Here is a 21,837-nt window from a genome sequence, read left to right as displayed (position 1 = left end):
CATGAAACTGACCGACGCACTCCTGGGCGAGCATGGCGTCATCTACGCTCTGTTTGATCACGTGGAACGAGAGCTGCCAGCCACTTCCACGCTGGAAGACGTGCAGCGCGTGACCAGGGTACTGGCTGCCGCACTGGTGTCGCACGCGCAGATCGAGGACGAGATGCTCTTCCCGCCGCTCGAGACGTACTTGGGCCCGGCAGGGCCTTTGGCCGTCATGCGGCACGAGCACGAGGAGATCGAACGGGCAATCGAGGAGGTCGCGAACGCTCGATTCTTTGACGAAGCATTGGAGCGGCTCCGCTATGCGCTGCAGGTGGCCAGAGACCATTTCGCCAAGGAGGAGCAAATCCTCTTCCACATGGCCCAGCAATCGATACCCGTGCAGGATCTCGAACAGCTCGGTCACAGATGGGCGGACAGCCGAGGGGTGGCGGTGGGGTAGAAAGGCCATGGCTGACATCACGGTAAGCCAGATCGAGGGGCGCGACAGCGGCTGACGGTCTGGTGCGTCCGCATCTCAGGACCGCTCGAGAAAACGAAAGAGGTTGATGCCATGCTGGCGAACGAATTCTCCAAGATCTTCCGCGAGGAGCACCGTTGTGTGAGGGACGCCCTATTCGATCTCATCGATGCGTTCGACCAGCGGGATACGGGGCGTGCGAGCAGCCTGCTCCAGCAGATTGCCGGCTGCACCGGCCCCCACTTCCGGTACGAGGAGGAGGCTCTGTACCCAGCACTCACCGACGTGTACGGGGCCGGGTACGTCGAGCAACTCCTTACCGCCCATGATGGCGTCATCGCCGCAGCCGGCGAGCTCTCGGCGCTCTCGGGCAAGGCGGAGCTCTCCACTGATGATGTCGAGCGCGGCAAGCAATTGACCCGCGGCATCTTGCCACACGTGAGCGATTGTGAGGGGCTTTCGATCATGGTCGAGCGTTTGCCGGAAGACGTCGTGCGCACCATTCTCGATACGCGGACGCGGGCGACAGACGCCGGGCTCGACCTCATGCGGTGGTCGCGCGAAGTGCGGCAACGACACACAGGCTGAAGGGATGGCATTCAAAATCCGCGTCAAGCGCGTATACGAGTCACCGGCGGCTGACGATGGCGTGCGGCTCCTAATCGATCGGCTGTGGCCGCGCGGACTCAAACGCGATGCCGCAGCACTCGACGGCTGGCTCAAGGAGGTTGCTCCCAGCGACTCGCTGCGGGGGTGGTTTGCTCACGAACCCGCTCGCTGGGATGAGTTCGTCCGGCGCTACTTTGCTGAGCTGGATGAGCATCCCGAATGTCTGGAACCAATTCTGGAATATGCGGACCAGGGACGAGTCACGCTGCTCTACGCGTCACGCGATGCTGAACACAATAACGCCGTCGCCCTCGCGCGCTACCTCGAGGGTCGCGCGCCTCGCAGCGGGTCGCGCAGATGATGCCCACGATCCAGGTGCTCTCGGTCTGGCTGCATATCCTTGCCGCGGCCGTGTGGATCGGGGGCATGGTGTTTTTGGCGGTGGTGCTCGTGCCCGTGTTGCGCAAACCCGAGCTCCGCGAGCACGCCGCGGTGTTGATCCACGTGACCGGCATCCGGTTTCGATACGTCGGTTGGGTATGCCTGGTCGTGTTGATCGGCACCGGCATCGTGAATCTGACCCGATGGGGCATCGGATGGTCAGAGCTGACGAGCGTTGATCTGTGGCGCTCCTCGTTTGGGCACACGCTCGCGACCAAGCTCGTGCTTGTCGCATTCGTCCTCGCGCTCAGCGGGGTGCATGACTTTGTCATCGGGCCGCGCGCCACCGCAGTACTGCGGGACGCACCGGATTCGGATCGAGCTCGGCATCTGCGACAGATGGCCCGATGGATCGGCCGGCTCACCCTGCTGCTTGCGCTCGCAGTGGTCGCGCTTGCGGTGATGCTGGCGCGGGGCACCCCATGGTAGCCGGTCACACGTCGGAGCCGACCGCCGCTTGGCGCCGGATTCCGCTCTTGGCTCTGGCGGCCCTGGCGCTTGTGACTGACATCTGGCCACGTTGTGTTCTGGGCTGAGTCAGCGCGGGATGGTTCTGAGGTAGGCGTCCAGGCCTGTGTAGGTAGAGGGCAGCTGCGCAGTGCCGTTCCAGGTGTCCCAGAAACGCGACAGTGGCGTCGGCTCGCGCTTGAGGGCGGATGTGACGTCCCCCTCCGCGGTGGTCCCCGCCGGTTTCCAGTCGGGCCCGAGCGCCTCCCGCGCGCGGCGGAGGTAATATCGTGCTCCGTCTAGATCTCCGGCCTTCCACCGCACGTAGCCGAGCAGGAACAATCCCCCGGCGGCACGGGTGTTCGTGCGCACTGCGGTCTCGAAGCGCTCTTCTGCCAGGCTGTGCTTCCCGCGCATCAGCGCGATTTCGCCCAGCGTCAGGAGCGTTCCGGTCTCCTCAGGGTTCAGCGTGTGCGCCCTGATGAGCATCTCTTCGGCCGCGATCAGCTCTGGAGCGGTGCGGGGGGCCATCGCGCGCAGCCTCGCCCATCCGGCAAGCGCTCTATGGCTCCTCGGGTTGAGGCGCATCAGCTCCTCATACTCCGCGAGCGCGCCGTCGGTGTCTCCCTGCTCGGCCAGTGAGGTGGCGAGATAGTATCGGGCGTCCTCGTGCGCGGGATCGAGCGCCAGCGCCTCCCTGAACCGGCCTGCGGCCTTCGCGGCATCCTTCTCCACCTTGAGCGCGTGCATGGCGGCTCGCTGGTGATTCCAGAACCGCACGATCCGCTCGCGATGCTTCGCCGGCGACGAGATCGCTGACGGCGCGCGCGTCACCCCCCGCGGCACCGCCTCGCCTTCGGTAATCTCCCAGCGACGGCCCGCCGCCAGCGGCCCATACTCCGTGACGGCGCCCGCGCGCCACCGGATCCTGAGGTGGTCCATGGCCGTCGCGGATCCGAGCCCGAAGTGCAGCACGCTCGTGCTCTGTGACAGATACGACGCGCTCGTTACAGCGCGACGCATCTGCACGGACCCGATCTGCGCGGTCGCGGCGGCGCCTCGCGCCACACGGGCCGGTGCGCTCGCAGAGGGACGCGCCCGAAGCACGACCTGCACCCACTGGCCGGAGCGCGTGTCATTCCGCAGCAGCTGCACTCCTCCGCCGTTCCGCGCGACGAGCACGTCCTGGTCACCGTCGTTATCGTAGTCCGCCACTGCGACGCCGCGGGCCACCTGCGGCTGCGCCAGGACAGGCGACAACGGGGCGACGTCGTGGAAGTACTCGCCCTGCCGGTTCCAAAAGAGGAACGGACGCTGCGCGACCAGCCGCTTCGGCACCTGCTCCGTCTCGAACGTGCTGCCATTACCGACGACGAGATCGAGCCAGCCATCGCTGTCGAAATCCAAGAACTCGGCGCCCCATCCCACCATCGGCAGCGCAATCTGCCCGACGCCGGCGATGTCCGCCGCGTCGGCGAACCGCAGCGCCGCCACATCCGTCCACAAGGAATCGTACAGCGCGTTCTCCTGCGCAACCCAGTGCGTGATGAACAGGTCGTCATCGCCGTCGCGGTTCCAGTCGCCCGCCGTAAGCCCCATCGCGCCGCGGTAATCAGCCACCCACGCGGCATGGCTGACGTCTCCGAACCGCCCCTTGACGTTCCGGTACAGCACATTGTCGGAAATATCGTTCGCCACGTACAGGTCCAGCCATCCGTCGTCGTCGAAGTCGTGCCACAGCGCGCTGAGGCTGCGGCCTTCGGGGTTGACCACCCCCAACCGCGCGGCCGTTTCCACCAATGTTCCACCGCCAGTGTTGCGGAAGAGGAGGTTTCGCTCCGGCTCGTACGAGGCGGGGTTGAGCGTGTAGGGAACCGACCTGCCGTACTGCTGAGAGACCGCCGTCGATCGGCCAGGTTCCGCCTCGATGTACTTCACGTAACCGCAGACGTACAGGTCCAGCCGGCCGTCGTTGTCGTAGTCTCCCCAGGCCGCGCCGGCCCAGAACCCGCTGCGGCTCTTGAACCTGGGGTCGTTCAAGAAGCGACCGCGATCGTTGCGAAACAGCAGCAGCGCGTTATACCCCGTGACGACGAGGTCGAGCCAACCATCGCCATCGTAGTCGCCCCACGCGGCCCCCATGCCGACGATGCGAGGCTCGGGGAAATCGGTGACGCGCTGGAACCTCCCGTTGCCAAGGTTCTCGTACAGCGCGCTCGGCGCAAGCCGCTCGGCAGGGGCATTCAGCGGGCCGCCCGCGCTGACCAGAAAGAGGTCATCGTCGCCGTCGTTGTCGTAGTCTCCCCACGCCGCCCCCGGCCCCATGTCCTCAGGCAGCTGCGACGTGCGGTCTCCCGCGAAGGTACGGAAGCTGGAGAGACCGGCCTCTCGCGTCACATCCGCGAACACCGGCCGCGCCGCGTCGCGCGGGGGATCGCGGAGGAGTGACGCCGTGACATCGGGGTTGGCCTCCCCAGGGCGATACGGCGCGCTCTGCTGCTGGCGATAGGTCCAGACCAACGCCGCCCCACCGAAGGCGACCGCGATGGTCAGCAGCACGGCCGTCCACAGCACACGCCTCTGGCGCCGGCTCAAGCGGCGCCTGCCATTCGCGCCCATCAGCCACCCGACAGCACGGTCACGCTGGCGGCCGACCCGCGGGCCCCGCCAGCGGCCGGCGTGAGCTCGAACACCGCGGTGGCGCGGCTGATCTCGACGACCGGCGCCGTGATCCCGGAGCTCTCGCCCAGGAAGTAGTTGACGAGGAACTGATCCACCTTTCGGTACTGCAGGATCGCGGTCACGGTGTACCGGCCAGGGCGCCCAGGCCTCGGCACGTTGAATTGCGGCGGATGGCCAGTCTGGCCGTGGCTGGCCATGGGCGCGAACACACGGCCGCAATCGACCTTGTACTCGACGGTGTCCGAGTAGCCCGGGAACAGCGACCGGCGGAAGCGGACCCCCACCATCTCCCACAGGTTGTGACGGTCGATCAGGTTCCCCTGCCCATCGACGGGTTCCGCCTTGAACAGGAACGAGCCCGGTGCGATGAAATTGCGCGCGTCCCGCGTGCCTGACGAGAAGATCTCGCGCCCGTGCTCATCGACCACGTGCAGCTCGACCCAGCTCTGAATCATGTCGAGCGGCCCTGTGGGATAGTCGTGCCCGACCTTGTTGGAGGTCAGGACGACGCGAATGGGAATCACGCTCTCCTGCGTTGGGACGCCAATCTCGAGCGCGACGTTGACGATGGGTCCCGTGGCCCACTTCTCCTCGATCTCCAGGATGCGCCGCTTTCCCTGGAGCCATGCCTCGGTCAGCCGGACCTGCTCCTCCCAGCCTTCGAGCTCCAGCAGCGACGGCATGAGCGAGTTAGCGGCAAGAAAGCGATGGCTGCGGTGCTTCCGGTCCTTCGCGCTGCGGTTATAGTCACTCGTGTCCCCTGCGGCCGGATCGCGTGACTTGACGAGCGGCATGTGGCACTCGCGGCACTCGATTGTCTTCGTGGGATCGCCCTTGGTGTTCCAGTGGCTGTTCTTCCAATTGTCGTACTGGTTCTGGAGCTGCACCCATCCCACGCGGTTCACTTCCTGATCGATGAACTGCTTGTGGCAAGCCGCGCAGTACTCCGGTGCCTTGAACAGACGTTTGCTGAGCTCGTTGTGCTCGTCGGGATAGGTCCGGATCAGGAAGTCGCGCGCAAGGCGGCCGGCGCCCTCCGACTGCCACTGCCACAGATACGCCGAGGGCTGCGAAATCGTGTACGCCGCATTGCCCTTGACGTCCGTGTCCTTGATCGAATGGCACACGAGGCAGGACACCCCTTCCTGGAAGCCGTGCAGGCCGGTCAGATCCTCAACGAAGATGTTCTTCGTGCCGGAGAAGAGCGAGATCGGATCATGGCAGCCGCCGCAGTATCTGGTGGACTCCGACCCGTTCTGCTTTGCCATCGTGGTTTGGATGAACTGAAACAGCGGGTCCATGGCGGCGTACCGGTGCGCGCTCGGCTGCCACTCCTTCACAATCTCGGCATGACAGTTGGCGGTTCCACACGACTGCGAGCCGGCGAGCGTACGCGCGTCGAACGCGCCATTCGTGCTGGTGCTGGCGAGGCTCGGCGCGAACGGGCGATCAGGCCCGAACGCGTAGCTGTAGTCGTCCGGGAACTCGTCGACGTATGTCGGACCGGAATAGACCAGCGGCAGGAACACCACCGCAAGAACGCCCACAGCAGCCATCCCCAATACCTGCAGCACGTATCGCGGCGCCGCGGCAACGATCCGCAGAACGCGGACGAGCGGGAGGATCACGTGCGGCAGCCCGGCGCCAATGGCGACGAACGTCGAGACGAGGTGCACCTGCCGCCACGCCCATGACATGCGGACGCCGAAAGCGCCCTGCCAGGTGACGACCACGCCGGACGCGAGGCAGACGAGCAGGGCGGCACCCGCCACGTACCCGAGCAGAACGACTGCAGACAGCTGATACGAGCGGTAACGGATCCAGTGCCGCAGCACGTACCATACGAGCGGCGCCAGCAGCAGGACGCCCACGCCTGCGTGCAACAGCAGGCCCCATTCGACGACGGCGTGGAAGGGGCCGACTGTGATCGCGAGCCCCGTGAACGTCAGGAAGAGGATCGCGGCACCCGCAATCCGGGACAATCCCGCGGACCAGCGCGTCTCGTCCTTACTCATAACGATCGCTTACGGTGCCGAGAATACGATTGTGGGGCCCCGCGTTGGTATGACGGCTGTCATGTCCAGTCGACGCTTCTCGGTCTGGCGAGGTTCGACGGCCGTGCGCCATTTCCTGCGAGCGTGCTGCGGCGCGCTGCGTGAACGGACCGCCCTGGAAATGGGACTCGACGCCGGGTCAGCGCTCCGATCGGCCCCGGGCCAGCGCCTCCAGCTTGACGCGATCCCGGATCACGAAACCGGACGCAGTCGTGCGCACCGTTCCTTCTCGTGAGAGCTTGGTCATGACCCGGATCGCGCTCTCGAGTGTCGTGCCGCAGAGATCCGCGAGGTCTTGCCGCGACAGCTTCAACGCGATCCGTGTCTGTCCACCGCTGAGCGGGGTACCGCCCTGATCGCCAAGCCGCAGCAGAAGTGCGCAGACCCGCTGCTCCACGTGGCCGCTCGCCAGCTCGACGATCCTCCGGCCGAGTCTCATCTCGCGGCCCGTCGCCTCACGGACGAAAGCAGCGGCCGCTGTCGGATTCTGCTCGAGCAGGTGCAGGACGTCGCGCCGCGGCAGCACGAGAATGATCACGTCGCGGTCCAGCGCCGTGCACGTGCAGCAGTACGGGGCAAATGCGCAGGCGGCGCTCGCGCAGAGCAACTCGCCAGGCTTGCCGACGTCGATGATCACCTCGCGCCCGCTCTCGCACGGCCGTATCAGCTTGACGTGGCCCTCAATCGCAAAGATGAACTCCTGCGCCGCGTCATCGAGCGTCCAGACCGGCCGGCCCTGCGGGATGCGGCGTACCGCAGCGTATGGGCGCAGCCGTTCCCGGTCCTTTGGTGAGAGCGCACGCAGGAAGGGCACGCGCGCGACAGCGTCGTCAAACGATGGCATCGCGGCGCCGCCGGTGTCCTGATCGGACATGATCACCATCATACGCCCAACTGTTTCGGCCCAATTCCCCCGCTGATCTGCCCACACCCGTCATAGGTGGCGCGGTGCGGCGCACCTTATGCTGGCAGCATGGATGACCGTCCGATTACCAGGGTTCATCGCGAGCACCGCGCCGTCCAGCAGGAACTGATTCGGCTCGAGCGGATCGTTGCCAGGGTGGACGGCTCGAAAAGAGCCAAGGTGCTCTTGACGGCGGTCGGCGACTTCGTCGAGACGTGCGACCGTCGCATCGAGCCGCACCTGGCGATCGAAGAGCGCAGCATCTATCCCCACCTGCGCGAGCGTCTCCCGGCGGAGAACGACGCCGTGGACGCTGCCATCCGCGAGCACGAGACCCTGCGCGAGCTCATCGGGCTGCTGCGCGTGCGGTCCGGGCGCCTCCGGTCGGACGAGCCGGACTCCGACGTGGAGATTGCCGAGACAGTCCGCGACCTCGCGACACTTTGGCGCGCGCACGCCCATCGCGTCGACGAAGTCGTCGGCCCGTTGTTGAAGAGCCTGAAAGAGGAACCACATGCCTGAGGTGCAACCACTTCGCTTCTTTCGCAAGGGCGAGGCCGGGGCGCTCGGCGGGGGACGCATCATGACCCCGCTGCAAGCGGAAGTCCTGGAGGACGGCTGGGTGCCCGATCCGGATGCGCTCGGGTCTTCCCTGACCCGCCACGACCTTGCGATAGGTACCGGGTACGGCGACACGGGCCCGACGAACCTCCCCGGGCCCGAGCACGCTGGGTCCCCGGAGGCTGACGACGCCTGGCCACCCGTGTTCCAGTGGCAGATCGATCCGGGAAATCCGGACCTCGTTTCAGGCGAGGCCGACGTCAGCGAAGGCGAATGGGACTTCGCCGTGTGGTGGCAGCGCCATCCGGCCGGTCTCCTCTACGTATCGATTCAGGCACTCGAGCGCCGCGACGACGAGATCGGCGCCGCTGAACGCCAGTTGCCGATGGGCCGCAATGTCGTCGTGAATCTCGTCTACGACGAGCAGCGCCAGGCCGTCGTCGCCGTCTACGGGACGGCCCGTGATTTCCGGCCGTTCATCTCCGCGTTGCGCACCGGCCTCGGACTCCAGCCTCCGACAGGAGAGCACGGTTCATGACTCACACGAGCAACGACCGCCATGGATCGCGATGGTTTCGGATCGCGGACGAACCGCGCGACTGGGAGGACTTCTACCGCGAGCGCTGGGCGTTCGATCGATCCGTGCGCAGCAGCCACGGCGTGAACTGTTCGGGCTCGTGCTCCTGGGAAGTGTTCGTCAAGGACGGATTGATCTGCTGGGAGCTCCAAAAGACCGACTGGCCGCAGATCGATTCCGACACACCGAACTACGAACCCCGCGGCTGCCAGCGAGGAATCTCCGCGTCCTGGTATCCGTACAGCCCTGTCCGCCCGAAGTACCCGTACATTCGTGGCGTGCTGCTGGACCTGTACGAGCGCGAGCGACAGGCGGGCAAGGACCCCGTGGCGGCCTGGGCCGCGATTGTCCACGATCCCACCCGCGTGGCGGCGTATCGCGGGGCGCGCGGCAAGGCAGGCTGGCGGCGCGCGACCTGGGATCTCGCGACCGAGATCTGGGCGGCAGCAATCATCCACACGATCAAGCGGTACGGACCGGATCGCCTCGCCTCGTTCTCGCCGATCCCGGCGATGAGCATGGTGAGCTTTCTCTCGGGCCACCGGCTGTGCAACCTGCTGGGTGGCACGATGCTGAGCTTCTACGAGTGGTACCACGACCTGCCACACATCATGCCGATGATGTGGGGCGATCAGACCGACGTCCATGAGTCAGCGGACTGGTACCAGAGCACCTACTGGATGGTGATCGGATCGAACCTGCCGATGACACGCACGCCCGATGCGCACTTCGCCTCGGAGCACAAGTACAACGGCGGCAAGATCGTCAACCTGTCACCGAACTACTCCGACGTGACGAAATTCGCGGACCTCTGGGTACCCGTGCGCCCGGGCACGGACGCGGCGTTTCTACTCGCGTGCATTCACGTGATCCTGAAGGAATGCTACGTCGACCGGCCGGTGCCCTACTTCGCCGAGTACGTGAAGCAGTTCACAAACCTGCCGTTCCTGGTCGAACTGGAGCCGCACGCCGACGGGACGTATCTGCAGGGTCGATTCGTGCGCGCCTCGGACACGTCCGCGTACGCCGCGGAGGAGCATGCCGACTGGAAGCTCGTCGTGCTCGATCGCGCCACTGACGACGTGCGTCTGCCCGGGGGATCAGTGGGTTTTCGCTGGGAGGCGCAGCACACGGGCCGCTGGAATCTCAAGCTCGAGGACGCCGTCACCGGCGCGGCGATCGACCCGATGCTGACGCTGACGGACGCCGCCGGATGGGAGGAGGCGTCCGTCCTCTTCGCCAATTACACAGAAACGTTCGACACGACGCTCGGAGCGACGGACGGCAACGGCCGGCCGGCCCGCTCGCTCCGCCGCGGCGTGCCCGCTCGCCGATTCACGAAACGGGACGGGACGGAGGTCCTCGTCACCACGGCGTTCGATCTTCTGATCGCGCAACTCGGCGTGAGCCGCGGCCTCGGCGGCGACTATCCGAACGGCTACGACGATGCGTCCGTGCCGTATACGCCGGCGTGGCAGGAACAGGAGACGGGCGTGAGCCGGAACCTGGCGATCCGCGTGGCGAGGGAATGGGCCGACAACGCCGAGCGTACGAAGGGACGATGCCTATTCATCACCGGCTCCGGCGTGCTCCACTGGTTCCACGGCGGCTCGCTCATCTATCGCGCCCAGGCCGTGATGGGCCTCCTCACCGGCTGCATGGGCCGGAACGGCGGCGGCTTCGCGCACTACGTCGGCACCGAGAAGATCCGCAGCTACGCCGCAATCGGCACGCTTGGCAACGCGGCGGACTGGAGCGGTCCGCCGCGCCATCAGAACAGCACGTCGTACTTCTACTTCCACACCGATCAGTGGCGGTACGACGGCATGGTGCTGGATCCGCTCTGGGCGCCCTGGGCCCGCGATCTTCCCTCCAAGGGCCGGCACGCCGCCGATCTGAACCTGCTCGCGATCCGTCTCGGTTGGCTGCCGTTCTATCCACAGGTCGACAAAGTGAATCCGCTGGACATCGCGCGGGAGGCACGCGCGGCCGGCGCCCAGACGGAGGAGGAGATCGCCGCCTACGTGGCAGATCAGTTCAAGCGGGGCGCGCAGCGGTTCGCTGTGGAGGACGTCGACGCGCCGGAGAACCACCCGAAGGTGCTCTGGATCTACAGGGGAAACCTGATCGGCACCAGCATGCGCGGCCACGAGTACGCGCTCAAGCACCTGCTCGGCACGCACCACAACGTGCTCGGGGACGAGCGTGCCCGCGATCTCGTCGAAGACGTCGAGTGGCACGAACAGGCGCCGCTCGGCAAGCTCGATCTGATCGTCAATGTCAACCTCAGGATGGACTCGTCCGCCAACTACGCGGACATCGTGCTGCCGACGGCCCACTGGTACGAGAAGTACGACCTGACCTGCACCGACCTTCACTCGTTCTTCCATCCCTTCACGCCCGCTCACGATCCGCCCTGGGAGGCGCGACACGACTGGGACGCATTCAAGGCGGTCGCCGCGAAGGTCAGCGAGCTCGCCCAGGACCATCTGCCCTTGCCGGTCGAGGACGTCGTGATGACGCCGATGATCACGGACAGTCCGGACGAACTGGCGCAGCCGTTCGGGGAGATCCGGGACTGGTCGGCAGGCGACGTCGAGCCGGTCCCCGGCAAGTACTTCCCGCACGTGCACGTCGTCACGCGGGATTACACGAAGACGCTCGAACGGTACACCACGTTCGGGCCTCGCGTGTGCCGGCCGAACGGCTACGGCGCCAAGGGCATCACCACCGATCTGACTCACATCTACGAGCAGCTCAAAGACAACTACCTGGTGGGCGAAAAGCTCGGCCGCCCATCGTTGGAGACACCGCGGCAGGTGGCGGAGGTCATTCTGCGCATCTCCCCGGAAAGCGATGGCGAACTGTCGCACCAGCTGTTCACGGCGCTGGAGCGCCAGTGCGGCGTGCCGCTGGCGCACCTCGTGGAAGGAGATCGCGATGTGCATCATCACTTCCCCGACCTGGAGTCGCAGCCCCGCCGCAGTCTGACGTCGCCCCACTGGTCGGCGGTCGAGAGCCCAGGGCGCACGTACTGTCCCTGGACGCTCAACATCGAGACGCTCAAGCCGTTTCACACGCTCAGCGGCCGGCAGGAAATCTACTTCGATCACCGCGGCTACCGGGAGCTGGGCGAGTCGCTGCCCGCCTACAAGCCGCCGGTGGACATGGTGAAGATCGGCGACGTGTCGCTGGCGGAGGCCGCACCGGGATCGAAGGTGTTCCGGTTCCTTACGCCTCACGGCAAGTGGCAGATCCACAGCATGTTCTGGGACAGCTGGCACATGCTGAACCTGTTCCGCGGCGGTCAGGTCGTGTGGCTCAACGACGAGGACGCAGGCGCCATTGGCGTGCGCGACAACGACTGGGTCGAGATCTACAACCAGAACGGGATCTCGGTGGTGCGGGCCGTCGTGAGCATGACCGTGCCGCGCGACACAGCCATCATGTATCACTCCTCGGAGCGCCACATCAACGTGCCCATCTCGCGTCTGGCCCGCGAGCGCGGCGCCAGCGACCTGCGCGGCGGCAACAACAACGCCCCGACGCGGATCATGATGAATCCCGCCACCATGATCGGCGGGTACGCCAACTGGACGTACTTCCTCAACTACTGGGGCACGAGTCCGTCCGAGCGCGATTGCGCGGTCCTCATCCGCAAGATGCCGCTCGAACAGGGCCGCAAGAAGGTCATCTACCGCGAAGAGGATCTCGGAGCGCTGTGATGAACATCAAGCAGCAGATGGCGATGGTCTTCAATCTGGACAAATGTCTGGGCTGCAACACCTGCACGCTGGCGTGCAAGAACGTGTGGACCAATCGTGAGGGCGCGGAATACATGTTCTGGAACAACGTCGAGACCAAGCCGGGCCTCGGCTATCCGAAGCGCTGGGAAGATCAGCGGATGTATCGCGGTGGCTGGGAACGCAATCCAACGGGCGGCGGGCCGCGGCTGCGTGTGGGCTCGCAGTTCTGGACGATGATGAACCTCTTCTACAACCCGGTCATGCCGCAGATGGAGGACTACTACGGGAAGGGGCCGTTTACCTTCACGTATGAAGACCTCCATGCCGAGCAGGCGACGACGCGATCGCAGCCGGTCGCCCGTCCCAAGTCGCAGATTACCGGCGAAGAGGACATCCCTATCGAGTACGCGGTGAACTGGGAGGACAACGCGGCGGGCGCCGCGAGCTCCAGCACGAATGGGTTCGACGCGAACTTCGGCGCAATGACTGAGAACGAACGCGCGGCGCTGCTCACGTTCCGCGACGCGTTCATGATGTACCTCCCGCGCATCTGCAATCACTGCCTGAATCCCGCCTGCGTGGCCGCATGCCCGAGCGGCGCCGCCTACAAGCGTGAAGAGGACGGCGTGGTCCTCATCGACCAGAACCGGTGCCGGGCCTGGCGGATGTGCATCTCAGCGTGCCCGTACAAGAAGCCGTACTACAACTGGCGCACCGGCAAGATGGAGAAGTGCCTCCTCTGCTACCCGCGTCTCGAGGTGGGCGAAGCGCCCGCATGCTTCCGCGCCTGCCCCGGACGCATCAGATACCTCGGACCGCTCCTGTACGACCTCGACCGCGTGGCGTACGCCGCCAATGTTCCGGACGCCAGCCTCGTCGACGCACAGCGCGACATCATCCTCGACCCGCACGATGCGCACGTGATTGCCGCCGCGCGCGCGGCAGGCATCAGCGAGTCGTGGCTCGATGCCTGCCGGCGGTCTCCCGTGTACCGGATGGTCAAGGAGTGGGAAATCGCGCTGCCGCTCCATCCCGAGTTCCGGACGCTGCCGGCGCTGTTCTACATTCCACCGGAGAGCCCCGTGCGGACCGCGGCTCCCAATGGAAGCACGCTCGATATGGTCGATGGCGGCGGTGTCCTGCCCGACCTTGACCAGTTCCGAATTCCCATCCGGTTTCTTGCCAGCCTGTTCTCGGCCGGCCACGACGAGCCGGTGAAGCTGGCGCTTCGACGGCAGCTCGCGGTCCGAGCGTTCCGTCGATCGGAACGGGTCGACGGACGCCCTGACACGTCAGTGCTCGATGCGGTGGGCCTGACGGTGGCGCAGGCCCGGGCGATGCACCGGCTGCTCGCGTTGGCACACCACCACGAGCGTTTCGTGATTCCGACCACGAGGCGCGAGCGCACGGCCAACTCGCCGTACATCGAGCGCGGGTTCGCGGGGTTCAGCGAGATGGCGCCGCGGTCCCGGCCGCGCCGACGCAGTTTCTTCCACGGCGCTAAGCCCGGGGTGGAGGCTGGGCCATGACGAACAGCATGATCCGGAGCGCATACCGCCTCGTCAGCGAACTGCTGCTCCACCCTGAGGATCGCGAGCCCCGTATCGTCGCGGAGTGCACGGGCGCGCTGGATGCCGCCCCCTCTCCTATCCGCGAACCGATCCAGAGGTTCATGGTGGACCCGGTGACCAACTCGCGCGACGAGTACGTGCGAACGCTCGAGCTGTCCCCGCCGTGTCCGCTCTATCTCGGCGCGCATCTGTTCGACGAGCCGACCACCTGCCGAAACGTCGGCAGTTCGCCTCGCAATGCCTACATGGTGGAGCTTGCGGCCATCTACCGCCATTTCGGCCTACAGCTTGCTGCGCGCGAGTTGCCCGACTATCTGCCGGTTATCGTCGACTTCCTCGCCGCAAGCCTGGACTTCGACGATCGCGACGGCATCGGTCTCAGACGACGGTTGCTCGAGCGGCTCGTGCGGCCGGCGCTCGCGCCGCTTCGCGGGGGACTCGAGAAGCTCGAGAGCCCGTACGCGCTCCTGGTCGACGCGCTCGAGAGCATCCTCGAGCTCGATCTCGTCCGGCTGTCCGATCGACCGGCCTGGTCACCGGCAGATTGCGCCGAACCGCCGGTGCGACCGCTTCGCTTCGTCAGGCCGTCGGCGGCTGGCTCGCTCCGGCGCCCAGCGCCCATTCAGAGCGAGGTGCGCTCGTGAACCACTTTCTCTGGGGAATCTACCCGTATCTGTGCCTGCTGCTCTTTCTTGGCGTACCGATCGTCCGGATGGCGTACCGGCCGTTCTCGTGGAGCACACGAGCGAGCGGGTTGTTCGGCCGGCGCGTACTGGGCGCGGCGTCGCTCCTGCTCCACTGGGGACTGGCGCTCGTCGCAGCCGGGCACTTGGCGGGCCTGTTCGGCGGCTTGCTCGGCTCGGAACGGTGGATTCAGTTCTTTTACACGTCGGCCCTTGCCGGCGGATTGATGATTCTGCTCGGGTCAGCCACCGCCCTGGTCCGGCGCATCCTCGTTCGTGAGGTGCGCGCGATGAGCCAGGCGGACGATTACATCGTGCACCTGTTCATTCTTGCCATAGTCAGCCTAGCGCTCTATCAAGTGCTGGTCCACAGGATCTTCGGCGTGGCGTATACGGCGTCGGCATGGGTCGCCAGCCTATGGACCCTCTCCCCACAGCCGGAGCTGATGGCGTCCGCACCCCTTGTCAGCAAGTGGCACATCTTCCTGGCACTCACCTTCTTGGCGTACTTCCCGTTCACGAAGCTCGTGCACCTGTGGACCTATCCAATCAACTTCTTCGTGCGGCCGCGGCAATCCATGCGCACCGTGCGCTATCGCTTTCAGCGCCGCTGGGAATTCGGGCTGCGGAGCGATACGTCATGGCTGATGTACGGACTGGTGAGCAGCGTGTTGGTGTTCGTCGTGGCCGGCCGCATGCTGGGTCAGGCGTCGGCGCCGACGGTCCCGAAGTCCGCCAGCGGCGCCCAGCCCCTGCCCGCAATGTCCAACAAGGCGGGCAAGCTGGGCGGCTGGCCACTCTATGTCAGCCAGTGCGCCCGATGCCACGGGACTGACGGACGCGGGTATGTGGCGTTTTCGATGAGCGGCCGCACGCCGGTGATCGAAGGCGAGACGCGGGCCTCACCCAACCCCAGGTTTTCGGTGCCGCCGCGCGACCTGACTCGCGGCGTGTATAAATTCGTGTCCACGACCAACGGCGTGGCCTCGGATGAAGACCTGGCGCGAACGATCCGGCAGGGCGTACCGGTCTCCGGGATGCCGGCATTCGAGGCGCTGAGCGGCGACCAGGTCGCCTCGCTCGTCGCCGTCCTGGCGAGCCTGAACGCGAACCGCGTGGAACCCGCAGCACGGGTCGCCATGCCATCGGCGCCACCGATGACGGAGAACGTGATCGCGGCCGGCGCCAACCTGTACAGGACCTATTGCGCACCCTGCCACGGCGAATCCGGCCGCGGTGACGGTCCGCTGGCGGAGAAACTCTGGCCTCGCCCGCGAGACTTTACCGCAGGACAGTTCAGCGGCGGGGATCGGCCGGACGACCTGTACCTGCGTGTTGCGGCCGGCGTGCCGCCCACGATGCCGCCGTTCGGCCCCGGCCTGCGGACCGAGGAGATTTGGGCCGTCGTGCGCTATGTCGAGCGCGCGTTCCTCAGGCGCTGAGGCGCAGCAACATCGGGTTCCCGCACCAAAGGGCAACCCACGTCGCCGAGGGGACGATGAACCATGTTAGCCAGAGCGATCAGCGTCCTGGCGCCCAGCACGCTCGCATTCACTGTGTGCTTCGTGATCTCACGGCGCTGGCTCCCCCTCCCGGTCGTGCAGCCATCCGAGCGCCATCATCATCGCGGGAAAGCCGATGGTCGGACACGAGAGAATCGCCACGTGGTCGAGCGCCGCGGCGTCGATCCCCTGCGCTCGCGCTTTGCGCGCATGGGCGTGCGTCGAGCCCTCCAGGCGCGCGCCGATGGAGATTGCTACTTTCACAAGGGCGACTTCGCGAGCCGACAATGGACCTGCCGCGCGAACGGCTTCGCCAAGCCGCTGGTAGGCGCTGGCCACCTCGGGGTGCGTTTCGGCAAAGCGCTTGAAGGGCGCGGGGGGCTCGACGGCTTGCGATGATTCGGGCTCCTTCATGTCGTTCCTTTCTGCCGGGACGGCGTCACACAGTGTCTCAGGCGATGTCGCGGGAGGCTCGCGGATCTCGCGGTCACCAGTGTCTATCCTTGCACATCTGTCGACGCGCGCCGCGTCATGTCAGGCGCTCGGGAGGCACACACCTGACGAGGTGCCGATGACGACGAAGGCAGCAGCAGCGGCCGACCGCCGCCCCCTGCGGCGGCCGCCGGCGCCACGAGCGCGATCGAGCGATCTCCAGACGCTGTCTCCGGCGTACTTCGCACTCGTCATGGCCACTGGGTTCGTGTCGGTTGCCGCACTGCAGGCCGGGATGCGCTGGGTCGCGCTGGCGCTCCTGTGGGTAAACGCGATGGCATACATCGTCCTGTGGCTCCTCACGTTGGTGCGGGCGCTCCGGCACCGCGACCGCGTTGTCGCCGATGTGACGGACCACCAGCGCGGCCCGGGATTCTTCAGCGCCGTCGCCGCGACGTGCGTTCTCGGATCACAGAGCCTCCTCACCGCTGGAACCCTGCGCATCGCCTTTGCGCTGTGGATCGCGGGGCTCGCACTGTGGGTACTCTTGACATACGGGATCTTCACCGCACTCATCGTCAAAGAGCAGAAACCCAGTCTTGGCGAGGGGATCACGGGCGCCTGGCTGCTGGCCGTGGTGGCCACGCAGTCGGTCGCCGTCCTTGGAGCGCTCATCGCCGCGCACATCGGGCAACGGCACCGGCTGGAGGTCAACTTCCTGGCGCTGTCGATGTGGCTCTGGGGCGGCATGCTCTACATCTGGATGATCTCGCTCATCTTCTATCGCTATACGTTCTTCCGCTTTTCTCCCGCCGATCTGGCGCCGCCCTACTGGATCAACATGGGCGCGATGGCGATCTCCACCCTCGGCGGCTCGCTGCTGATCCTCAATTCCGCAGACACGCCGTTCCTCCGATCGCTCCTGCCGTTCCTCAAGGGGTTCACCATCTTCTACTGGGCGACCGGTACGTGGTGGATTCCGATGCTGATCGTGCTCGCTGTCTGGCGCTATGTCTACCGCCGGTTCCCCCTGACCTACGATCCGCTCTACTGGGGCGCCGTGTTTCCACTTGCCGCCTACGCGGTCGCGACCTTCAGCATGGCGGAAGCCATGCAACTGGATTTCCTCTATCCCGTTCACCGCGTCTTCGTGTTCATCGCAATGGCAGCGTGGATGTTGACGTTCGCAGCGCTGCTGCGGCAGCTGATCGAGCGTTTTCGCGGTCGTCTGTCCTGACCCTCTCGCGGACTGGAGGTGAGCCGTGCACATCGACGACATCCATGGACCTGTCGATGGGAGCGTTCCTGGAGACAAGACAGAAGTTTCTGCGTTGACTGCTCGGATATCCTGATCTGGACAGGCGCTCACCCGGAACGGTGCCGGCGCTTCGCGTCGTCGGAGGCTTCGACTGCGACGGATGGGAAGTCGAAGAATGCGTGATATTCAGCAGGCGGGCGAAATAGTCCTCAGCAGCTTCTCTCGGCAACGGCCTCGAAGCTCACCGCAGGTGCCGCCACTATTCCGTGGCACCGAATCTGCTTCTAGACGAGGGGGCTTTGCTTCTCCTGAGCATGCGTGAACCACTCGATTTCGATCGGGCCCCATTTCTGGTGATCTGGGAAGTCACGCGAGCCTGCGCGCTCGCCTGCCTGCACTGCCGGGCCGATGCCATCCCGCGGCGCGATCCTCGCGAGCTCACGACGGACGAGGGGTTGCGCCTCATCGACGAGGTGCGATCGTTCGGCACCCGGCCCCCGCTCTTCGTCCTGACCGGTGGCGATCCGATGCGGCGGCCGGACCTCCTAGATTTGGTGGGCCATGCCGCCCGCGCTGGGCTGACGGTCGCCGTCACACCCAGCGGCACGGCGGCCGTGACCCGCACGCGCCTCCTGGAGCTGCGCGAGGCCGGGCTGAGCCGCCTGGCGGTCAGCCTCGATGGTCCGGATCCCGCGTCGCACGACGCCTTTCGCGGTGTGCGCGGGTCCTACCAGTGGACCATGCGCATTATTGAGACCGTCTCCGAGCTCGGTCTCCCACTGCAGATCAACACCACCGTCAGCCGTCTCACACTGCCGTTGCTTCGGGGGATGGCGGCGCGCGTGGCGGAGTATCCCCTCGTGTTGTGGGCGGTGTTCTTTCTGGTGCAGACCGGGCGCGCCGCGGCGCTGGAACAGATCGATGCTGTCGAGTGCGAAGGCGTCTTGAACTTTTTGTATGACCTATCGGTGACTGCACCGTTTGGCATCAAGACGACCGCGGGGCCTCACTACCATCGGGTCGTCTGGCAGCGGGAGCAGGCGCGACGAGGCTCGCTCACGGCTCCCACGAGGATGGAGTCGGATCGACGGCTCCGTGCGCCCCGCAGCGTCAACGATGGGAACGGGATTGTGTTCGTCGATCACGTGGGTCAGATCTGTCCCAGCGGGTTTCTTCCCATCGCCTGCGGCAATGTGCGCGACACGCCACTAGCGCGGGTGTATCGCGACGACCATCTATTCAGACGGCTGCGCGATCCGGAGGCGCTTCAAGGCAAGTGCGGCCGGTGCCCATTTCGCGAGATGTGTGGCGGATCCCGGTCACGCGCCTACGCAACAACAGGGGCGGTCTTCGGTCAAGATCCCCTCTGCGCGTACGAGCCACCGCATGCGTGACGCCGCTCGCGCGAGCCCCGGGTCGCGCCGCCCAATGGACGCCCGCCTGCTTCCATGCCCTCGGGCTCCACCGCCTGCGGGGAACGATTCAGTTCCGGAGGCTGCGTAATGCTGCATTCTGAATGCCCCTTGGTACGCCGTGTGCGGGAAATCCGCACGCACGGTGTGCGCCGTGTGGCGCTTCGCTCGTATCCCCAACGCAGTTGGGAGGAACTTGGAGGATTGTTCCTGGATCGACCGACTTACCTGGACGCGAAAGCGCGAGGGGACAAGAGCATGTCGGTGAAGCGGTGACTGTCGGGAGACGTCCACGACGGAGCATCGCGAGATCCGCTTGCAGACGACCCTGGAGGGATCCATCCTGGACATACGGACGAGAGGAACGATGGCTGAAGCGGACGTGCTGAACGGTCTACCCGCTCTGCCGCTGCAGGACGCGTCGCTGTTCATCGCCCGTAGCAAGTACTTCCTGCCGGGCGAAGACCTCGACGGCATGCGGCGGCGTCTGGCGCGAGCCCTCTCGCAGGTGGAGAGCCATCCCGATCGGTGGGAGGAGCCTTTCTACAGGGTCCTGCACTATGCCCTGCCAGGTGGCCGCGTGATGGCGAACGCCGGCGCCGAAGCGTTCAAGTCCAACGTCTCCACGATCAACTGCACGGTCTCGCGCACCATCGAGGATTCGATGCGCGGGATCATGGAGGCGCTGTCCGAGGCGGCACTCACGCTGAAAGCGGGCTGCGGCATCGGGTACGACTTCACCACGCTGCGCCCGCGCGGCGCCTGGGTGCAGGGCGCCGGCGCCGCCACCAGCGGTCCGCTGCCGTTCATGGACGTGTTCGACGCCGCCTGCAAGACGGTATCCAGCGCCGGCGGCCGGCGTGGCGCGCAGATGGGCTGTCTCGACGTCTCGCACCCCGACATCGAAGCCTTCATCGTCGCCAAGCGCGAGGCCGGGCGCTTGGGCGCGTTCAACCTGTCCTGCCTGATCACGGACGAGTTCGTGCGCGCCGTCAAGAACGACGAGCCCTGGCCGCTGGTGTTTCCGGCGTTCCCGAACGAGATGAGCGGCGCCGACATCGTGTGGCGCCGCTGGCCGCTGGCCGATCCGCGCTACACCGTCAACGAGCATGGCCAGACCGCCTGCAAGGTCTATCGTTCGGTGCGCGCGCGCGAGTTGTGGGCGCTCATCATGCGCTCGACCTACGACTACTCCGACCCGGGCTTCATCCTGATTGACGAAGTGAACCGGTTGAACAACCTGTGGTTTGCCGAGGAGATCCGAGCGAGCAATCCGTGCGGCGAACAACCACTCCCGTCCTTTGGAAGCTGTTTGCTCGGTTCGGTGAATCTCGCGGCGCTGGTGCGCCGGCCGTTTACCGCCGAGGCGTGCTTCGACGTCGAGACCTTTCGCGAGGTCGTACGCGCCTTCTCGCGCATGCTCGACAACGTGGTCGAGGCAAACGGCCTGCCGCTGGCGCCGCAGCAGGCCGAACTGCTCCGCACGCGCCGCCACGGCATGGGCTACTTCGGACTCGGGTCGGCGATGACGATGCTGGGACTCCGCTACGGATCGCCCGAATCGGTGGCGTTCACCGAGGAGGTCACCAAGACGCTGGCGCACGAGAGCTGGCGCGCGGCGCTGGAGCTCGCGCGCGAGAAGGGTCCGGCCCCGATCCTCGCGGAGGACGTCGAGATCACGCCGGCGCTGCTGGCTGCGGGTCCCGAGCTGGTGTCCGACGGCGTCAAGGCTGGCGACACGCGGCCGGGCCGGGTGCTGCACGCACGCTATTCACGCTACATGCAGGCCGTCGCCGCGCTCGATCCGGAGCTGGTTCACGCGCTCGCCGCCCTCGGCGCGCGCTACACGCACGCGACGTCAATCGCGCCGACCGGCACCATGGCGGCGTCGGTCGGCAACAACGCCAGCAGCGGCATCGAACCCTCATTCGCGCACGCCTATACGCGCAACATGGTCGTGCCGGGTGAGAAGGCCAAGCGTGCGGTGCGCATGGAGTCCTTCGAGCTCCTGGTCTACAGGCACACGGTGGATCCCGACGCGGCACCCGAGACGCTGCCGCCGCCCTTCGACGTGACCGCCGCGGCCGTGGATCCGCGCGAGCACATCGACGTGCAGGCGGCGGCGCAGCGCTGGATCGATGCGTCGATTTCCAAAACCATCAATGTGCCCTCCGAGATCGGCTTCAACGACTTCCAGGACCTCTACCTGTACGCCATTGACAAGGGATTGAAAGGCTGCACGACGTTCCGCTTCAACCCGGAGGCGCACCAGGGCGTACTGGTCAGCGATCGCGACCTGGCGGAGACGATCTACGAATTCCGGCTTGCCGATGGACATATCGTGCGGCTTCCGGGCCCCGCGAAGGTCGCGTACGAAGGCCACACGTACACCGCGGCCAATCTGTACGACGCCCTGAAGGAAGAGTATTACGGGAAGCTGTCATGACCGACGACAAGGTGGTACACATCGACCGACGCATCGTCGGCTGGTCGGT

Annotated in this window: 17 protein-coding genes; 13 read left to right on the top strand and 4 right to left on the bottom strand. The window is 66.0% G+C overall.

The window, feature by feature from the left end; genetic code table 11:
• Position 1: 1 nt before the first annotated feature.
• From GEV06_18650 to GEV06_18635, 4 genes are all read left to right on the top strand, one after another.
• On the top strand, positions 2 to 445 hold the full coding sequence (locus GEV06_18650; GenBank protein MPZ19912.1) for a hypothetical protein: 444 nt from the start codon (positions 2 to 4) through the stop codon (positions 443 to 445).
• Positions 446 to 556: 111 nt separating this feature from the next.
• A complete protein-coding gene (locus GEV06_18645; GenBank protein ID MPZ19911.1) occupies positions 557 to 1,051 on the top strand; it encodes a hemerythrin domain-containing protein in 495 nt (164 codons plus the stop codon).
• Between the two features lie 4 nt (positions 1,052 to 1,055).
• Positions 1,056 to 1,433, top strand: coding sequence for a DUF488 family protein (locus tag GEV06_18640; GenBank protein ID MPZ19910.1), 378 nt, complete (start codon positions 1,056 to 1,058; stop codon positions 1,431 to 1,433).
• Positions 1,433 to 1,942: a DUF4149 domain-containing protein gene (locus GEV06_18635; protein ID MPZ19909.1), complete on the top strand. Its 510-nt coding sequence runs from the start codon at positions 1,433 to 1,435 to the stop codon at positions 1,940 to 1,942. The genes GEV06_18640 and GEV06_18635 overlap by 1 nt, the downstream gene beginning before the upstream one ends.
• Before the next feature lie 108 nt (positions 1,943 to 2,050).
• On the opposite strand, the gene GEV06_18630 is transcribed toward GEV06_18635, so the two are convergent.
• The 3 genes from GEV06_18630 to GEV06_18620 all read right to left on the bottom strand — a co-directional run bounded on the left by GEV06_18630 (position 2,051) and on the right by GEV06_18620 (position 7,582).
• Entirely contained in the window at positions 2,051 to 4,579 is a 2,529-nt protein-coding gene (locus GEV06_18630) for a tetratricopeptide repeat protein (GenBank protein ID MPZ19908.1), read from the bottom strand.
• Positions 4,579 to 6,657, bottom strand: coding sequence for a hypothetical protein (locus GEV06_18625; GenBank protein MPZ19907.1), 2,079 nt, complete (start codon positions 6,655 to 6,657; stop codon positions 4,579 to 4,581). Before GEV06_18625 ends, GEV06_18630 begins: the two co-directional genes overlap by 1 nt.
• A gap of 178 nt (positions 6,658 to 6,835) precedes the next feature.
• Complete coding sequence (locus tag GEV06_18620) at positions 6,836 to 7,582, bottom strand: helix-turn-helix domain-containing protein (GenBank protein MPZ19906.1); 747 nt, start codon at positions 7,580 to 7,582, stop codon at positions 6,836 to 6,838.
• Positions 7,583 to 7,669: 87 nt separating this feature from the next.
• On the opposite strand from GEV06_18620, the gene GEV06_18615 reads away from it, so the two are divergent.
• Genes GEV06_18615 through GEV06_18590 form a run of 6 tightly spaced genes read left to right on the top strand, consistent with a single transcriptional unit; the run spans position 7,670 to position 16,180 of the window.
• On the top strand, positions 7,670 to 8,122 hold the full coding sequence (locus GEV06_18615) for a hypothetical protein (GenBank protein ID MPZ19905.1): 453 nt from the start codon (positions 7,670 to 7,672) through the stop codon (positions 8,120 to 8,122).
• Positions 8,115 to 8,699, top strand: coding sequence for a hypothetical protein (locus GEV06_18610; GenBank protein ID MPZ19904.1), 585 nt, complete (start codon positions 8,115 to 8,117; stop codon positions 8,697 to 8,699). Before GEV06_18615 ends, GEV06_18610 begins: the two co-directional genes overlap by 8 nt.
• Positions 8,696 to 12,463 (top strand): nitrate reductase subunit alpha, encoded by a 3,768-nt coding sequence (locus GEV06_18605; GenBank protein ID MPZ19903.1) that lies wholly within the window; start codon positions 8,696 to 8,698, stop codon positions 12,461 to 12,463. The genes GEV06_18610 and GEV06_18605 overlap by 4 nt, the downstream gene beginning before the upstream one ends.
• Positions 12,463 to 14,013: a nitrate reductase subunit beta gene (gene narH / locus GEV06_18600; protein ID MPZ19902.1), complete on the top strand. Its 1,551-nt coding sequence runs from the start codon at positions 12,463 to 12,465 to the stop codon at positions 14,011 to 14,013. Before GEV06_18605 ends, narH begins: the two co-directional genes overlap by 1 nt.
• Entirely contained in the window at positions 14,010 to 14,699 is a 690-nt protein-coding gene (locus GEV06_18595) for a hypothetical protein (GenBank protein ID MPZ19901.1), read from the top strand. The genes narH and GEV06_18595 overlap by 4 nt, the downstream gene beginning before the upstream one ends.
• Positions 14,219 to 16,180 (top strand): c-type cytochrome, encoded by a 1,962-nt coding sequence (locus GEV06_18590; GenBank protein MPZ19900.1) that lies wholly within the window; start codon positions 14,219 to 14,221, stop codon positions 16,178 to 16,180. The genes GEV06_18595 and GEV06_18590 overlap by 481 nt, the downstream gene beginning before the upstream one ends.
• 129 nt (positions 16,181 to 16,309) lie before the next feature.
• Here GEV06_18590 and GEV06_18585 read toward each other — a convergent pair whose 3' ends face one another.
• Positions 16,310 to 16,654 (bottom strand): carboxymuconolactone decarboxylase family protein, encoded by a 345-nt coding sequence (locus GEV06_18585; protein ID MPZ19899.1) that lies wholly within the window; start codon positions 16,652 to 16,654, stop codon positions 16,310 to 16,312.
• A 157-nt stretch (positions 16,655 to 16,811) separates the two neighbouring features.
• Between GEV06_18585 and GEV06_18580 the strand changes: the two genes are divergently transcribed.
• From GEV06_18580 to GEV06_18570, 3 genes are all read left to right on the top strand, one after another.
• Positions 16,812 to 17,909 carry a C4-dicarboxylate ABC transporter gene (locus GEV06_18580; protein ID MPZ19898.1) on the top strand — a complete coding sequence of 366 codons (1,098 nt, stop codon included), beginning with the start codon at positions 16,812 to 16,814 and terminating at the stop codon, positions 17,907 to 17,909.
• A gap of 335 nt (positions 17,910 to 18,244) precedes the next feature.
• Positions 18,245 to 19,324 carry a TIGR04053 family radical SAM/SPASM domain-containing protein gene (locus tag GEV06_18575; GenBank protein MPZ19897.1) on the top strand — a complete coding sequence of 360 codons (1,080 nt, stop codon included), beginning with the start codon at positions 18,245 to 18,247 and terminating at the stop codon, positions 19,322 to 19,324.
• A gap of 385 nt (positions 19,325 to 19,709) precedes the next feature.
• Entirely contained in the window at positions 19,710 to 21,788 is a 2,079-nt protein-coding gene (locus GEV06_18570; protein ID MPZ19896.1) for an adenosylcobalamin-dependent ribonucleoside-diphosphate reductase, read from the top strand.
• Positions 21,789 to 21,837: the final 49 nt, after the last annotated feature.

Source organism: Luteitalea sp., assembly GCA_009377605.1.
Lineage (GTDB): Bacteria > Acidobacteriota > Vicinamibacteria > Vicinamibacterales > Vicinamibacteraceae > WHTT01.
This window is presented reverse-complemented; position numbering and strand designations above follow the sequence as displayed.

Bases quoted from the DNA above. Each gene is read 5' to 3' on its own strand.
- GEV06_18650 (MPZ19912.1), top strand. From the start codon at position 2: ATGAAACTGACCGACGCACTCCTGGGCGAGCATGGCGTCATCTACGCT.
- GEV06_18645 (MPZ19911.1), top strand. From the start codon at position 557: ATGCTGGCGAACGAATTCTCCAAGATCTTCCGCGAGGAGCACCGTTGT.
- GEV06_18640 (MPZ19910.1), top strand. From the start codon at position 1,056: ATGGCATTCAAAATCCGCGTCAAGCGCGTATACGAGTCACCGGCGGCT.
- GEV06_18635 (MPZ19909.1), top strand. From the start codon at position 1,433: ATGCCCACGATCCAGGTGCTCTCGGTCTGGCTGCATATCCTTGCCGCG.
- GEV06_18630 (MPZ19908.1), bottom strand. From the start codon at position 4,579: ATGGGCGCGAATGGCAGGCGCCGCTTGAGCCGGCGCCAGAGGCGTGTG.
- GEV06_18625 (MPZ19907.1), bottom strand. From the start codon at position 6,657: ATGAGTAAGGACGAGACGCGCTGGTCCGCGGGATTGTCCCGGATTGCG.
- GEV06_18620 (MPZ19906.1), bottom strand. From the start codon at position 7,582: ATGATGGTGATCATGTCCGATCAGGACACCGGCGGCGCCGCGATGCCA.
- GEV06_18615 (MPZ19905.1), top strand. From the start codon at position 7,670: ATGGATGACCGTCCGATTACCAGGGTTCATCGCGAGCACCGCGCCGTC.
- GEV06_18610 (MPZ19904.1), top strand. From the start codon at position 8,115: ATGCCTGAGGTGCAACCACTTCGCTTCTTTCGCAAGGGCGAGGCCGGG.
- GEV06_18605 (MPZ19903.1), top strand. From the start codon at position 8,696: ATGACTCACACGAGCAACGACCGCCATGGATCGCGATGGTTTCGGATC.
- narH (MPZ19902.1), top strand. From the start codon at position 12,463: ATGAACATCAAGCAGCAGATGGCGATGGTCTTCAATCTGGACAAATGT.
- GEV06_18595 (MPZ19901.1), top strand. From the start codon at position 14,010: ATGACGAACAGCATGATCCGGAGCGCATACCGCCTCGTCAGCGAACTG.
- GEV06_18585 (MPZ19899.1), bottom strand. From the start codon at position 16,654: ATGAAGGAGCCCGAATCATCGCAAGCCGTCGAGCCCCCCGCGCCCTTC.
- GEV06_18580 (MPZ19898.1), top strand. From the start codon at position 16,812: ATGACGACGAAGGCAGCAGCAGCGGCCGACCGCCGCCCCCTGCGGCGG.
- GEV06_18575 (MPZ19897.1), top strand. From the start codon at position 18,245: ATGCGTGAACCACTCGATTTCGATCGGGCCCCATTTCTGGTGATCTGG.
- GEV06_18570 (MPZ19896.1), top strand. From the start codon at position 19,710: ATGGCTGAAGCGGACGTGCTGAACGGTCTACCCGCTCTGCCGCTGCAG.